Origin of the sequence: Coleofasciculus sp. B1-GNL1-01 (assembly GCF_040220235.1) — a bacterium.
Lineage (GTDB): Bacteria > Cyanobacteriota > Cyanobacteriia > Cyanobacteriales > Coleofasciculaceae > Coleofasciculus.
Genome location: NZ_JAVJTO010000087.1, coordinates 1 through 14948, shown reverse-complemented (window position 1 = coordinate 14948; position 14948 = coordinate 1). Strand labels below are relative to the sequence as shown.

The window sequence follows — 14948 nt, the reverse complement described above, 5'->3', positions numbered from 1 at the left end:
ATTGTGAGCCGTAGATAGACATAACTGAAAACCTTACCAGCATAGGTTTTCGACCTTAAATTGACACCAATGAAGCCTTGCGCCCGGTTTAACGATAAATCTATTCCACAATTTTAGCTTCAGTCATCAACACCTGAACTCCAGCGACTACAATCAACTTTCTCTTCAGGATCAGGTGACGAGTTTAATTCTGCACGAAAATTATCACTATAATTTGCTTCTTGCCAATCACAAGTAACTTTGACTTGAGCCGGAGTTAGGTAAGCTCCCCTGAGGTAGGCTCCCCTGAGGTAGGCTCCCCTGAGGTAGGCTCTCCTGAGGTCGGCTCCACTGAGGTCGGCTTCCCAGAGGTCGGCTCCACTGAGGTTGGTTGCAATGAGGTAGGCTCCCCTGAGGTAGGCTACCTGGAGGTCGGCTCCACTGAGGTCAGCTAATGTGAGGTTGGTTGCAATGAGGTAGGCTCCCCTGAGGTAGGCTTCCTGGAGATCGGCGTCCCAGAGGTTGGCTCCACTGAGGTCGGCTCCACTGAGGTCGGCTTCCCTGAGGACTGCTCCACTGAGGTCGGCTTCCCTGAGGACTGCTCCACTGAGGACTGCTCCACTGAGGTCGGCTTCCTGGAGGTTGGCTTCCTGAAGGTTGGCTCCACCGAGATAGGCTTCCTGGAGGTTGGCTCCACCGAGATGGGCTTCCTGGAGGTCGGCGTTCTGGAGGTAGGCTCTGCTGAGGTTGGCTCCCCTGAGGTCGGCTTCCCTGAGGTCGGCTCCTTGAAGTAAACCACCGTTAAAAGTATCACGGAGCCAAGATAGTTTTTTAACAGCCTCAATTCTTTCTTGTCTTGCTTGACGGGACTCCGAACCTTTAGTTTCCATAAGGACTTCCCGGTATATTTTGATTGTTCTCTCTCTATAAATACCAATACCGACAAACCCCGTCCCAATCAAAGGAATAATCAGAACACCAACTATAATTTTGACTCGATTAATCTGTTTCCGTCTAACACTCGTCCCAATAAACTCCTTAGCAAAATTTGATAAAGGAAAGCCTTCTACCTTTTCCTTCTGAAACTCCCTAGCCTCTCTCAACCGCTTCCCCTGCAATAAATAATCCTTCGCTTTTCCCCAACTTCGCCACTCTTCAGCCGCCGCTTCTATTTTCCGCTTTTCTCGGAGATGATCCCGACTCTCATTTAACCACCGCCGCAATACTATCCAATGGCGAATCAGTGCTTCATGTTCTACATCTACCACCACTGAATTGGGATTGATAGTTTTAGATGTTTGATTAAGAGTTGATACCTCTTGTGTAACAATTAAACGAACATCCGCCAAACGCTGCACCACCCGATTAATCAATGCTTCAGAATGGCGCGATGTGACTAAATCCTGCTTCAATACCCGCCTACGAGTATCTTCTGTTCCCTCTCCTAATTGCGTCAGCGACAGAAAAATATGCTTCGCTACTTCTTTCTCCGGCGTCGAGAACTCCTCGTAAACCTCCGTCGCCCGTTTTTGTAATGTCCCCATTACCCCACCTAACTGGGAATAAGTTGCCAAGCTTAAGCCATGATTGTTTCGCCTGTTCCATAACTCCATCAATGTGTATTGCAACAGAGGTAAACTTCCAGGGGAACCCTCTACATCGGTAATCATCTGCTCTACCAATTCGGGTTCAACGGCTAATTCTACTCGTTTAGCAGGTTCAACAATTGCCTGGGTTAATTCCTCCGGCTTCATCGGTGTGACTGTTACCATGTTGTGCTGAATTTGTTGCCCTAATCCGCTATAGTTGCGTTCAACACATTTCCCGAAGAAATCAGCACGCATGGCTAGGATAATGCACAGATTTAAGCCACTCTCTTGAACAGATGAGGTGGAGGTTACACCCAATAAACACGCAAAAAACAACTCTCGTTCTTCCTCATCCTGACAGAGGGTAAACGCTTCCTCAAATTGATCAATCACCAACACGACGCGAGGAGCCGTAGACGCTTGCACTAATCGCCGTAATCCTGTTGCACCTTCAGCTAATAACTCTTCCCCTTGCTTCAACTGTGCGGCTCTTTCAATTCCTGATGCTTCCGTTGAAAGAAACGCCAAGGCTAAACTCTGCAACGGATGTTCACCGGGGGTTAAAATTCGTACCTCCCACGCCTCACTTCCCGACAAACGACGCCCCAATTTAAGCTGATGCAGTAATCCCGCTCGCAGCACGGATGACTTCCCGCTTCCTGAGGCTCCTAAAATGGCTAAAAAATTCCCTTGTCGAACCTGATCTAACAACTTATCTGTCAGTGCAGTACGTCCATAAAAGTATTTGGGGTCTTCCTGATTACAATCAAAATAGGCTAATCCTTTGTAAGGACAAATCGCGGGTTGGGGTATTTCAATAGACTCAGATACGGCTACTGACAAGCGACGGGTTAAGTTAATCGGTTCTCCAGAATTGGCAAAAATCGGACGTTGGGGAAACTCTGAGTTAACTTGATTGAGACGCTCGACTAAGGTGTGATTTGTCACCCAGCGTTCTGACTGCGGTTCCAGCGCCTCGAGTAACGCCGCCGTGAACGCACTATGACTCCCATCAATTCCCTCATACGCCACCTCGAACTCTCGTGATGCGGCAATAAAACAGCGATCGCGTCCTTTCCCTCGCTCCCCTGGATCAGCTTCAGCAACATTGAGAACCTCCCCACTATAACAGCAATCCAGGATAATAATCTGTTGTCGCACCTCACTAGCCAGCAGCAATCGACGTAACCATTGGAGAGACAATCCCCAGTTTCCCGCCTCTGGATTCACATCACTGCTGGCTAAAAAGCCTTCCTGAATTCCCCGACTTTTCCGCAGTCCATGCCCAGAAAAGTATAAGATTGCCGTATCAGGGACAGACCGACCCTCTGGCATAAATAATTGTATAATCGCATCTTCAAGCTGACTCAGTGTGACCGTGGTTTTCTGACCCACGCGAATCCGGTTATTCTGCTTATCCTTTACCCCTGGGAGTCGAGTTACTTTAAACTCACCATACTGTTCTAGTCGTTGAGCCACGGCTTCCGCATCTTCCCCTGGCGCGTTCAGGGGATTAAATCGCTCATACTTATTTATGCCAATAACCAAAGCATCCCGACTCATCGCCAAAAATCTTTATCGGTGTTATTCCCTCATCATGACAAACATTCGGCTATTCGTAGGGTGCGTTAGCGAAGCGTAACGCACCATTTTAATGGGTACGTTATATCATTTTAATTGTTACGTTACGCAACCCCTCTCCCCCAGCCCCTCTCCCACGCCGGGGAGAGGGGAGCAAGAGAATCCGGTTCCCCAACTCCGGTGCAACAAAAGCGAAGCATCCTCTGTCCTCCCCCGTGCCAAAAAATCCGGTTCCCCTTCTCCCCCGGTGGGAGAAGGGGTTAGGGGATGAGGGGGAAAATGTCAAAGAATAGACAGACACAGCTTAGGGAACTAGGGGGGTCCGGAGTTGGGGTTAGGGGATGAGGGGGAAAAATGTCAAAGAGCACCCCATCACCCAGGAATCATCATACTCACCGTTTGACTCCAAGGTCCCGATTCCCCTTTTCTATTCACCCAGCGCAACATAAAATAAGCGGTTTTCCCCACATCTTCACCCTTAAATTCCATCACATAAGGGGTTGCTGTATCTAACGCCACAAACGTTAATTCCTGCGGATCAGTCGGCGGCGGATCACCAATTTTGATCCAAATTTCGCTCCCCATTACACCACTGGGTTTAGCTTTACGAGTGGGTGTTGTTTCGTCAACAAAATGAATTTCTAGTTGATAGCGTCCTTTCACTTCTACGCGAGGAATTGGACGAGTTGTCGGTTCACCCAGGCTACTGGCAGTTGATTTAGAGACAGTGATGCCTAATCCTTGGCGCATGGCATCGGTCATTTGAGGATTAACCTGAAGTTGATTAACCAATTGACGCAATAAAGATTTATACTGTTTACCGCTATCGTCTTTGTCTTGGCGGGCACTTTCGGCAGCAGACTGGGCGGCAATATGGTTATTGTAAGCCGTTGTCCAGGTTGTTTGAGCGGTGGTAATCGGTGTAATTTCTTCGGCAGTGAGTCCTAAATCGGTGAGATAATTAGTTAACGTGGCAATAAAATTTCCTTGCCAATTATTAAAGTCAGCATCTGAGCGGGGCATATAGCTACTCATCTGGCAATTGTTCTCCCCAACAATAATTTGATTTGTCTATTTTAATCGATGGTTCAGGGTTACGGTGTCACGGTGCGTTGATACAATAGGACGGTGCTTTGGTACGGTGTCACGGTGCTTTAGTACGGAGCAATGGGACGTAAGTACGGAGCAATGGGACGTAAGTACGGAGTGATGGGACGTAAGTACGGATGAATGGGACGTAAGTACGGATGAATGGGACGTAAGTACCGATAAATGGGACGTAAGTACCGATAAATGGGACGTAAGTACGGAGTGATGGGACGCAAGTACGGAGCGATGGTTTTTTAGAACAATAGAGAGCGTCATGATTCAGGTTTGTAGTAAGCACTTTAGTGCTATAACGCTTAGCTGGAGAGGGCTGAGGTTCCCTCACTACGAACCAATTCTAATTCATCAAATAAGGTGTGCCACGCCAGTAGTGGACTGACACAGCTAAAATTGTGGGATAGATTTATCGTTAAATCGGGCGCACGTCGGTGCGCCCCTACAATTCTAATCCACCAATTAAGGTGTGCCATGCCGCCATCGTGTGTTAGCGCCGCGTAACGCACCAATTACAGCAACCGCCATAGCGGTTAGGACACATCCTATAGTAGAGACGTTCCGCCGGAACGTCTAAAACAACAGCGATAAAACGGTGCGTTACGGCGCACGGGTGTTTGGTTAGGGATAAAACTAAATAAAAACTATGCGCCTAACGCACCCTACACCTATTGATGCCATTGTTCGCGCATTCTTTGCAAATTCTCACGGACGGTGATTGTATTGGGATGGTCATCCCCCAGCAGGCGTTTACACAGTTCTAACGCTTGCTGATACAAAGGTTCAGCTTCCCCATACCTTCCCTGTGATGAGTAGAGTCCAGCCAGATTGTTGAGACTCATTGCCACATCAGGATGGTCATCCCCCAGCAGGCGTTTATATAACTTTAAGGCTTGCAGATACAAAGGTTCAGCTTCACCATACCTTCCCTGTGAACGGTAGAGTGCTGCCAGATTGTTGAGACTGTTTGCTACATCAGGATGGTCATCCCCCAGCAGGCGTTTTCTCAACTCCAAGGCTTGCAGATACAAAGGTTCGGCTTCCCCATACCTTCCCTGTGATGAGTAGAGATATGCCAGATTGTTGAGACTTTGTGCGACATCGGGATGGTCATCCCCCAGCAGGCGTTTTCTCAAGTCTAAGGCTTGCAGAAACAAAGGTTCAGCTTCCCCATACCTTCCCTGTGATTTGTAGAGTAGAGCCAGATTGTTGAAACTCATTGCCACATCGGGATGGTCATCACCCAGGAGGCGTTTAAACAACTCTAAGGCTTGCAGATATAAAGGTTCGGCTTCACTATACCTTCCCTGTGATTCGTAGAGTCTTGCCAGATTATTCAGACTTCTTGCCACATCAGGATGGTCATCACCCAAGAGGCGTTTATCTAACTCTAAGGCTTTTTGATACAAAGGTTCAGCTTCCCCATACCTTCCCTGTGAATAGTAGAGTGCTGCCAGATTGTTGAGACTCATTGCTACATCGAGATGGTCATCACCTAAACGCTCTCTGGTTGCTGATAAGCACTGCTTACGCCAGGGTAACGCTTGTCTGTAAAGTCCTTGACCTTCATAAAATCGACCTAAGCCACCAAAGGGGTAAATTAAATCTTTATCACTTAACCAATCCTTCTGAGTCGTTGCGGCTTCGGCTAGGTGCGGAATCATCGGGGTGGCGATGACAATATCATCTTTAGTTGGCGTCTCAGGAATCTGCTGTGCCACCATGACCATCACCTGGCAAAACCTGTGTTTAAACTCCTCAGCTTCAGTTAATTCCTCTAACTTCTCTTTCAAGAATTCCCTAACCAGTTGGTGCAGTTGATAACTCTCTTTATCTACCCGTTTCAATAAGCTCCGATTCACCAATTCATCATCCCTAATATCCTCTAACTCTTCTACAATATCCTCTAACTCTTCTACATCTTCGTCTGCCCAGAGGATGGGAGCCAGTGCAAATAAACTCAGAAAACAACCTAACTTTTGAGCTTTTTGACTGAGTTCAAGCCAACTTAACTCAAATGCTGCCTCAACCCCTAATTGTGCCGTCATATCTGGGTCAGGATTATTTAGGGAACGATGCTTTAACCCCAAACGCTGGCACATTTTCTCGAATGACAAATCAGGCTTACGCTGTAAATACCGCCCTACTAATTCCAATCCCAAGGGTAAATAGCCTAATTGTTCACACAGATGTTTTACCTGTTCTGGTTCCGCCTCAATCCGTTCTTGTCCAATCAATGACACGAACAAATCAATCGCGGCTGCTTCAGTCAGTACATCTAGATGTATTCGTTGAAAAGACGCCCCCAACTTTTGTCGCCTAGTCGTAATCAACACCTTAAACCGCGATTCCGCAGGGGGAAGATAGGGTTTGATCTGTCGATAATTTCGCACATCATCAAAGATAAATAAGACATCCCCTCTCCGCCAATGTCGCCAGCAGTAAGCCACCTGTTCAGTTAACTCTAACCCATCGGGTAACTGTAAATCTAATTGAGTTCTAGCAAAACTAACAATCTGAGTTCCGACAACGCCATCCCCCGCCAGTATCCAGCACAAGCCACCGGGATAGGTTCCCTGTTTCTGGTGATGTAGAGCATACTGTAAAGCTAATTCCGTTTTCCCCACACCTCCCATCCCCGCTACCGCACAAATCGCGATGCGTTCAGTTTGCTGTAATTGTTGGTGCAGATTTTCCAGAACATCCGCGCGTCCCACAAACTCAATTACACCACTACGCTTTAAATTATGGGGAGAAGCGGCTAACTCAGGTTGAAGCGTCTCTGACTTAGGTATGAGTGGCGTCAAACAACGAGTAAGATGAATCGGTTCCCCAGAATTGCTACAAATCCAACGTTGGGGAAACTCTGAGCTAATTTGATGCAGACGCTCGACTAAAGTGTAATTCGTTACCCAGCGCTCTGACTTGGGTTCCAGCGCCTCTAGTAACGCCGCCGTAAACGCACTATGACTCCCATCAATCCCCTCGTAGGCTACCTCGAACTCTCGTGAAGCAGCAATAAAAGAGCGATCGCGTGCTTTCCCTCCCTCCCCTGGATCAGCCTCAGCAAAATTCAGAACCTCCCCACTGTAACAGCAATCCAGGATCACAATTTGCTGTCGCACCTCACTGGTGAGCAGCAATCGACGTAACCACTGTAGAGGTAATCCCCAGTTTTCCCCCTCTGGATTCACATCACTACTCGCTAAAAACCCTTCTTCCACCCCCAAATCCTGCCGTAATCCATGCCCAGAAAAGTATAATAGCGCTGTATCTGGGACTGATTTACCCTTAGGCTTAAACAATTGTATAATGGCGTTTCGTAGCTGACTCAGTGTAACCTTGGTTTTCTGACCCACCCGAATCCGGTTATTCTGCTTATCCTTAACCCCTGGGAGTCGAGTTACCTTAAACTCACCATACTGTTTCAGGCGTTGAGCTACCGCTTCCGCATCTTCCCCTGGCGCTTGCAGGGGATTAAATCGCTCATACTTATTTATACCAACAACCAAAGCATCCCGACTCATCGCCAACAATCTTTATCGGTGTTATTCCCTCATCATGACAAACATTCGGCTAATCGTCTCCAACAGTTGTCGCCCTGGAAAGTATGCTAAACAATAAGCTGTCATGCATTTAAATTGGGTATTAGTAGCGAGCAAGATGCTCACGAGTAGCGAGCAAGATGCTCGCACTACAAGGCTTTCGCCGTTATTGATATTAAGGTTTAAATGCCGAACAGCTTAACCCATACCACCCCATCAAACGATCATGCCTCAACTCATCCCGATTAAGCTCGACGACCAAACCATCATCTATATTGAAGCCACAGATGAAGTAGACATTCCAGACATCACCACAGAACCCGAAGACGAAGAGGAAGACGAAGACGGAGAGGAGCCCACAGTTCCCAAAACCATTGAAGTCGCCAAAGCGCAAAGGCAAATGGTGCAGAATTTTCGAGCGATTCAAGGCACAATTCGAGCGTATACAATCTACACCTTAAGTGCTTTTAAAAAAATGGCGATCGCGAACGTCAACAAAGTTACCCTAGAATTTGGCATCGAACTGGGTGGTGAAGCTGGCGTTCCTTATGTCACCAAAGGAACAGCTAAGAGCAACCTAAAGATTACCGTCGAATGTTCATTTCCGGACTCAACTGAACAAGACGCTAATAGCAAATAAGCCAGCTACCTGTAAGGACACAGCAATGCCGTACCCCTACCATAAATGGCGTGTGTGCATAAGTCAACCCAACCGACAAAATCCGCGATCGCACTGAAGACAATTTTGCCGATTTTATATCAGGATGATTTCTGAGACAAAGGGTTGAAGCCATACTGATTAGTCACAATATCCTCTTTCCTAATTCCTGCGGTAATTAGTGCCTGAGTTAATCCTTCCTCAAAATTATCTTCTTCAATGATGACTTGATCAGCAACTAAACGAGCATGAAATAGAACGGTATCGATCCACCGTTGTTTATCCAATCCTGTAGCCAAAACTAAAAAATGACCCGAATCAACATCACAAACCGGATAGAGTTTGATGGCTTGTAAACGAGGTTGGGCGATAGTCGCCTCTTGCAGCGTTTTTTTCAGGATATCTGCATAACTTAGGGATTTATCCATTGAAGAATTACCTCCTAACTTGGTTCATAGACGAGTAGATTTATTTTATTACGCTGGATAGCTAGCTGAAAAATGTAGATCATCTCGTCTAGACATTTGAATGGTAAATAGGTTAAATAGGATACATCAGAATTTAGGAAAGGCTTTCCACCGGAACGGCTAAGCTGTTCGACATTTAAACCTTAATGTCAATAATTGCGAAATCCTTGCCGTAGTGCGAGCATCTTGCTCGCTACATTAAGCATCTTGCTCGCTACATTAAGCATCTTGCTCGCTACATTAAGCATCTTGCTCGCTGCATTAAGCATCTTGCTCGCTACATTAAGCATCTTGCTCGCTACATTAAGCATCTTGTTCGCTACATTAAGCATCTTGCTCGCTACTAATACCCACTTTAAATGCATGACAGCTTATATAGCAATCCTAAATAGGATGCAACAAGTAAACGGATTGAAACCCAGGTATAACAAGGGTTCCAGTTTTGAAAATTGCCACAACCTAAATAGGATTGCTATATACCTCTGGTGTAGCTTGCTAGTGGAGATCCTTGCATAAAGGATTCATTGACGCTTCAGTGTTGTCTAATCATAAAAACTTTTACCGTTTCTAAATCAATGAATAAACCTGCTGTGCCATTTCCCTTAATAATCGCTGATTATTTTGATAGACTTCCAGATACAAATTCGCCGAGTCACCTTCATCCATTTGCAAACGATAAACCGTATCGCCACGACGGAACGAATTCTCTGGATCATTTTGCTTATGTTTCACGGTAATCGAATCTCCTGTCCGTTTCGATTGTCCTAAATAATATTGACCTGACTCACCCGCACAGATAGCAAAACGATAGTTGTCCGTTTCCCCAGCCGTCCTTAAGCTAGTTTCTGGGGGACATTGGTTATATAATTCCGTCTGTTCTAATTCAGCGAGCTGATAATAGGCTGTTTCTCCAGGATTTCTAATATAACCCGTTTGTTGGAGGAATTTGCGTAAATCCTTAAAGAATGACTCTCTGTCATTTCCTTGATAAGCTTGACGAACACGCTGCCAACCATCTTCACTTTGACCAAGCATATATTTATCCGCTAAATAAGCGGCTAATGCTCCTCTAGCCACACCGGGATATTCAGTTTCTGTATAACGCTGCCAGAGTTGATAGGCATCATTGTAGATCAGTTGCGGATAGCTGCGCGTTACGTCTACCATCTTGCCATTGCGATACTGCCAAATCTGCAAGGGAAAAGACGAACCAGCATAAGACGTAAATGCATAAGCAAAGCTATCGTCCCGTGTCCAAAATTCGGGGAGGTTATCTTGATTTAAGTCTTTAAATTCGTAACCCGCATTCCCCCAAAACTGTTCGGTTAAAGTATAGGCATCTTGAGCCGCATCGTAGCGATAAATCATAGAAACCCAACAGCAATGCGCTCCCCCCGTATAGATGTCTAAAATCACTTCGGGTTCGGGGTTAACGTCTAAGTTGCGGACTTGCAAATCCGTCAACCGACAAATTCCAAAATCTGTTAATGACGATTGATTCAGTAAAATTGCCCCATCTCGACTGATTTGTAATTGGGCGTCATCTAAACAAAACTCTTGGCTTTGATAGGAAAACTCAGCTCGAACGTTTCCCGATGCGGCGGTTTTGGTTTCGGCTACAGCCGGAGTCGCGAATCCCATAGAGCCGATAACGATAATAGCTAATAAAAATAGTTTGTTCATTTTTCAGATTTAAAACAAGGGAACAGCGAACAGACGAAATTGAGGGTTCAACTTGAGAGTTTGTAGTCAGCGCTTTAGCGCTGCTGGCACGCTTCGTGCCTAAGCTGTTCGGCATTTAAACCCTAATGTCAAGAATTGCGAAATCCTTGTAGTGCGTTTAGCGAAGCCATGCCGCAGGCTTTGCATCTTGCTCGCTACCCATTCCCAATTTAAATGCATGACAGCTTACTACGAACCCAGCTTAAGTCGGGTCATGTTTTATTGAACCGTTATATCATTGCCTTGTTCCTTGCCTCCTGCCTCCTGCCTCCTGCCCCTCTGCCTTCTATCTTTAACCCCTCGCAGATTAGGATGTAGAGGGAGCATCTGTGCCAAACGAGAGAGTCATGAGTCAAACTGAACACATTCTTTCCCAACTACCGGGAGATGTCTTGGCAGGCTTGCAAAAGGCTGACCAATTCTGGCAAGCGTTGCGAGACGGTACCACACCGATTCCCCAGGTGGTTAAGGAATCAACTGAACCCTTGGGAACTGTCGATTGGGATATCGTTATCTGTGGCGGTACTTTGGGCATTCTGCTAGCTGCGGCGTTGCAAAAGCGAGGCTGGCGCGTCGCCCTATTGGAACGGGGAATTCTGCGGGGGAGGGATCAAGAGTGGAATATTTCCCGCCCAGAACTTGAGGTATTCCTGGAACTTGACCTATTATCGCCGGAAGAATTAGAGGACGCGATCGCATCTGAGTATAACCCAGGTCGGGTGAGTTTTTTGGGGGGAGAGGATGTCTGGGTGCGGGATGTCCTGAATATTGGCGTTGACCCGGTTTTCCTTCTCGATACCCTCAAGTCCAAGTTTCTCGAGGCTGGGGGTCAGCTTTTGGAAAAAACGGCATTCGAGGGGGCGGTGATTCATCCGGATGGGGTGCGCGTCGAGGCGGCGGGTGGGTTAAACACCCGGTTACTGATTGATGCGATGGGCAATTTCTCCCCTATCGTTAAACAAGTGCGACAGGGGGAAAAACCGGAAGGGGTTTGTCTGGTTGTGGGTAGTTGCGCTCAAGGCTTTACCCAGAATGATACAGGAGATTTAATTGTCTCTTTTACACCCATTCAGAATCATTGTCAATACTTTTGGGAAGCCTTTCCCGCCAGAGATGGCAGAACCACCTACTTATTCAGCTATCTCGACGCCCATCCCCAACGCCCCAGCTTGGGGTTTTTTATGGAGGAATACTTCCGGCTATTGCCCGACTATCAAGGGGTGGAACTGTCGCAACTTGATTTTAAACGAGTGTTATTTGGCTTTTTCCCATCCTACAAAGACAGTCCCATCAGAATGCCCTGGAATCGAATCTTGCCCGTGGGTGATAGCAGTGGCGCTCAATCCCCCGTCAGTTTTGGCGGATTTGGCTCCATGGTGCGTCACCTCAAACGTTTGACAGAAGGCATCCAGGAAGCCCTTAGCGGCGACGTTTTGACCCAAGACGCCTTGAGTCTACTGCAACCCTATCAGCCGAATATTGCCGTTACCTGGATGTTTCAACGGGCGATGAGTGTGGGCGTTGAGCAAAATCTCCCCCCCAATCAAATCAATGAGTTGCTCAGTGGTGTTTTTCAAACAATGGCACAGTTGGGGGATGACGTACTGCGCCCCTTCCTGCAAGATGTGGTGCAGTTTTCTGGACTATTCCAAACCTTAACACTGATTTCCCTAACTAAACCGGGACTGGTGACGCCTGTGATTCCCCAAGTTGGGTTAACCACCCTGTTAGATTGGATGGTGCATTACATTAATCTGGGTGTCTACAGTGGCTTATATCCATTAGGACAATTCATGAGCAAACCCGTACATCAATTACCCCCAACCACCCAATACTATTACCACCGTTGGCTGGATGCATGGCGCTATGGTTCTGGGGGAGATTATTAATCTGATTTGGTACAGGAGGGTGGGTCAGATGGGGGAGATAATGCAAAATTTAATCAGGGCGGGTTCTGCACAAACGTTACCATCAATCGCAAAAAGAAAATCCCTAAACCCGCCCCGACAAAACAGGTTTCCCGAAGGTCATGAAGGGTCAAAACTTGATTGCTGGCTCATTGGTTATTGGTTATCGAAAGGCGCTTTAGGACTAAGGACAAATGACGAAGGACTAAATAAGAACGGATTATGAAGATATGGAAGCGCCTGACTGGAGGTGGGCGCAAACTTAGCATCACCACCAAGTTTGCGTTGGCATTTATTGCGCTGCTGTTGTTGATTGGCATTGTATCAATGACAGGCTTTGTCTCTCTGCGGCAAATGCGTAATGAGACCAAAGCGGTGCTTCTCACCAGTATTGAAGTTCAACGACGCGGGTTTGAAATGGATGCCGCGTTACGCAATGCCCGTCGCGTGGAAATTGATTTCTTTTTACGGTGGCCCAGCATTAATTTTTCCAGTACCAATCTGAATGACTTTCGCGACAAACACCGCCAAGAGATTGAAAAAGTTATCGATATTAGTAGCCAACTGCAAGAGCTTCTGGCTCAGGTTCAGGGGGGGATATTTAAACGGCAGAGTAATCCGGATTTAGTCGAGTATGTGGAAATTGTTGAGCAATATTCTCGCAGTTTCCAGGAAACGGTCGGTTTGGTGAGTAATTTGGGACTTGATAATGTTGGTGTACTCGAACAACTGGAACAAAATTTAACTCTATTGCGGAATCGTTTGGAACTCGCCGAGGCTCAAGAGTTTCTGGAATTAGTTAATCAAATGCAGTCCTATGAAAAGGAATATTTATCCACTCGTGAACCTGCTAGAATGGAGTTGCTGACTAAAACAGCGCAACAGTTACGCGAGCAAATTAACACCAGTGCTAAATTTAATGAGACGGAACGGAGACAGGCATTAAAATATCTCGATGCTTATCAATCGGTTGCCGAAGAGATCGTTCGACTTGATAAAGAAATTCAGGACAAAATTCGCAATTTTGATCAACAGGCACAGGCACTAGCCGATAAATTAATCAACTTGGCAGATGCGGAGGCGGATCGAGCGCGTCGAACGATTAATGACACCAGTTATACGGCGACGATATTATTAGTGGCGGCTGTGTTGGTCGCATTAATTGCGGCAGTAATTATTGCCAGACAGTTTGCTTCTGCGTTAACTACATTGGATCGGGAAACGGCAAAATCCGAACACTTACTACTGAATGTTTTGCCAGAACCCATTGCCCATCGCTTGAAGCGAGAAGAGCGAACGATCGCGGATCACTTTAATGAGGTGACGGTACTCTTTGCCGATATTGTTGGGTTTACGGAGTTGGCGTCTCACACCTCGCCAATTGAGTTGGTTGAGATTTTGAATGTGATTTTCTCGGAGTTTGACCAACTGGTTGAGGAACACCATTTAGAAAAGATTAAGACGATTGGTGATGCCTATATGGTGGTTGGTGGGCTACCGATGCCCATGCTCAACCACACCGAAGCGATCGCGGATATGGCGTTGGATATGCAACGGGTGATTGAGCAATTTTGTCAAGAAACCGGGAAATCCTTTAGTATTCGCATTGGTATTCACACTGGACCGGTGATTGCAGGGATTATTGGGATTAAAAAGTTTATTTATGATTTGTGGGGAGATACAGTAAATATTGCCAGTCGTATGGAATCCCACGGCTTACCGGGGAGTATTCAGGTAACGGAAGACACCTATAAGCGCCTCAAGCATCGCTATCATTTTGATGATCGCGGTCCGATTCAAGTCAAAGGGAAGGGGCAAATGAATTGTTATTTGCTCACGGCGAGAAAGCAGAATTCGCCAACGATTGAATATATTGACTTATGAGCATTGATGGTTGACTGAGTATTATTACTTTATGAATCATTAGCGGCGACAGAACCACCTAAACAGGTTGATGTCACCTTGCATTTTTTGGAGTTCCTGTTGGTGGCGTTGGGCAGTTTGGCGATACCATTGGCAGTAGGACTCAAATTCTTGACGATACTGCGTTTCTCGGTGAAACTCTTGAGCGAGTTGGTAGGTGGCAAAACTATCCGCAGCAGGCGGAGGGGTGGGGACAATTTGGCGGAATTCCTCTGACATGGATTAAAGAGTATGGGGTTTAGCACAAGTCAACGTACTCGCGGGAGTCCTCACCCTCAACTCTCGTAGGGTGAGGAGGAATAGCGGGATGCCGGAAGGATGGAGGCATCCAATTCTTTTTTTTCACGCCACACATAAGCCGTTATTTCTCCTGATTAGCTCAACTTTACTAGGAGCAAATTGCCCAATTCGTTTCCAGGTGTAGTCACAAACAGAAACCTTCTGAGTCTTTTTGGTATCAGTGAATCCGCCGACGT

General features: G+C 46.6%; 10 protein-coding genes. 3 read left to right on the top strand and 7 right to left on the bottom strand.

The window, feature by feature from the left end:
* Window positions 1–119: 119 nt before the first annotated feature.
* From RID53_RS21440 to RID53_RS21425, 4 genes are all read right to left on the bottom strand, one after another.
* On the bottom strand, window positions 120–3131 hold the full coding sequence (locus RID53_RS21440; RefSeq protein WP_446390023.1) for an nSTAND1 domain-containing NTPase: 3012 nt from the start codon (window positions 3129–3131) through the stop codon (window positions 120–122).
* A 390-nt stretch (window positions 3132–3521) separates the two neighbouring features.
* The gene (locus RID53_RS21435; protein WP_446390022.1) at window positions 3522–4184 is read right to left on the bottom strand and encodes a hypothetical protein; all 663 of its coding nucleotides are present in this window, start codon (window positions 4182–4184) and stop codon (window positions 3522–3524) included.
* A gap of 368 nt (window positions 4185–4552) precedes the next feature.
* Entirely contained in the window at window positions 4553–4726 is a 174-nt protein-coding gene (locus RID53_RS21430) for a hypothetical protein (RefSeq protein WP_446390021.1), read from the bottom strand.
* A gap of 192 nt (window positions 4727–4918) precedes the next feature.
* Complete coding sequence (locus RID53_RS21425; protein ID WP_446390020.1) at window positions 4919–7777, bottom strand: tetratricopeptide repeat protein; 2859 nt, start codon at window positions 7775–7777, stop codon at window positions 4919–4921.
* 244 nt (window positions 7778–8021) lie between these two features.
* On the opposite strand from RID53_RS21425, the gene RID53_RS21420 reads away from it, so the two are divergent.
* A complete protein-coding gene (locus tag RID53_RS21420) occupies window positions 8022–8435 on the top strand; it encodes a CU044_2847 family protein (RefSeq protein WP_446390019.1) in 414 nt (137 codons plus the stop codon).
* Window positions 8436–8554: 119 nt separating this feature from the next.
* Here the strand turns inward: RID53_RS21420 and RID53_RS21415 are convergent, their stop codons facing one another.
* Window positions 8555–8881, bottom strand: a complete 327-nt coding sequence (locus RID53_RS21415; protein ID WP_446390018.1) for an element excision factor XisI family protein — start codon at window positions 8879–8881, stop codon at window positions 8555–8557.
* A gap of 606 nt (window positions 8882–9487) precedes the next feature.
* Window positions 9488–10603 (bottom strand): hypothetical protein, encoded by a 1116-nt coding sequence (locus RID53_RS21410; protein ID WP_446390017.1) that lies wholly within the window; start codon window positions 10601–10603, stop codon window positions 9488–9490.
* 386 nt (window positions 10604–10989) lie between these two features.
* Here RID53_RS21410 and RID53_RS21405 point away from each other — a divergent pair, with 386 nt between their 5' ends.
* The gene (locus RID53_RS21405) at window positions 10990–12531 is read left to right on the top strand and encodes an FAD-dependent oxidoreductase (RefSeq protein WP_446390016.1); all 1542 of its coding nucleotides are present in this window, start codon (window positions 10990–10992) and stop codon (window positions 12529–12531) included.
* Window positions 12532–12771: 240 nt separating this feature from the next.
* Window positions 12772–14433: an adenylate/guanylate cyclase domain-containing protein gene (locus RID53_RS21400; RefSeq protein WP_446390015.1), complete on the top strand. Its 1662-nt coding sequence runs from the start codon at window positions 12772–12774 to the stop codon at window positions 14431–14433.
* 39 nt (window positions 14434–14472) lie between these two features.
* On the opposite strand, the gene RID53_RS21395 is transcribed toward RID53_RS21400, so the two are convergent.
* On the bottom strand, window positions 14473–14691 hold the full coding sequence (locus RID53_RS21395; RefSeq protein WP_446390014.1) for a hypothetical protein: 219 nt from the start codon (window positions 14689–14691) through the stop codon (window positions 14473–14475).
* Between the last annotated feature and the right edge of the window lie 257 nt (window positions 14692–14948).

What these genes read in the sequence shown, in the direction of transcription:
- RID53_RS21440 (WP_446390023.1), bottom strand. Translation starts at nt 3,131, where the DNA reads ATGAGTCGGGATGCTTTGGTTATTGGCATAAATAAGTATGAGCGATTT.
- RID53_RS21435 (WP_446390022.1), bottom strand. Translation starts at nt 4,184, where the DNA reads ATGAGTAGCTATATGCCCCGCTCAGATGCTGACTTTAATAATTGGCAA.
- RID53_RS21430 (WP_446390021.1), bottom strand. Translation starts at nt 4,726, where the DNA reads ATGGCACACCTTAATTGGTGGATTAGAATTGTAGGGGCGCACCGACGT.
- RID53_RS21425 (WP_446390020.1), bottom strand. Translation starts at nt 7,777, where the DNA reads ATGAGTCGGGATGCTTTGGTTGTTGGTATAAATAAGTATGAGCGATTT.
- RID53_RS21420 (WP_446390019.1), top strand. Translation starts at nt 8,022, where the DNA reads ATGCCTCAACTCATCCCGATTAAGCTCGACGACCAAACCATCATCTAT.
- RID53_RS21415 (WP_446390018.1), bottom strand. Translation starts at nt 8,881, where the DNA reads ATGGATAAATCCCTAAGTTATGCAGATATCCTGAAAAAAACGCTGCAA.
- RID53_RS21410 (WP_446390017.1), bottom strand. Translation starts at nt 10,603, where the DNA reads ATGAACAAACTATTTTTATTAGCTATTATCGTTATCGGCTCTATGGGA.
- RID53_RS21405 (WP_446390016.1), top strand. Translation starts at nt 10,990, where the DNA reads ATGAGTCAAACTGAACACATTCTTTCCCAACTACCGGGAGATGTCTTG.
- RID53_RS21400 (WP_446390015.1), top strand. Translation starts at nt 12,772, where the DNA reads ATGAAGATATGGAAGCGCCTGACTGGAGGTGGGCGCAAACTTAGCATC.
- RID53_RS21395 (WP_446390014.1), bottom strand. Translation starts at nt 14,691, where the DNA reads ATGTCAGAGGAATTCCGCCAAATTGTCCCCACCCCTCCGCCTGCTGCG.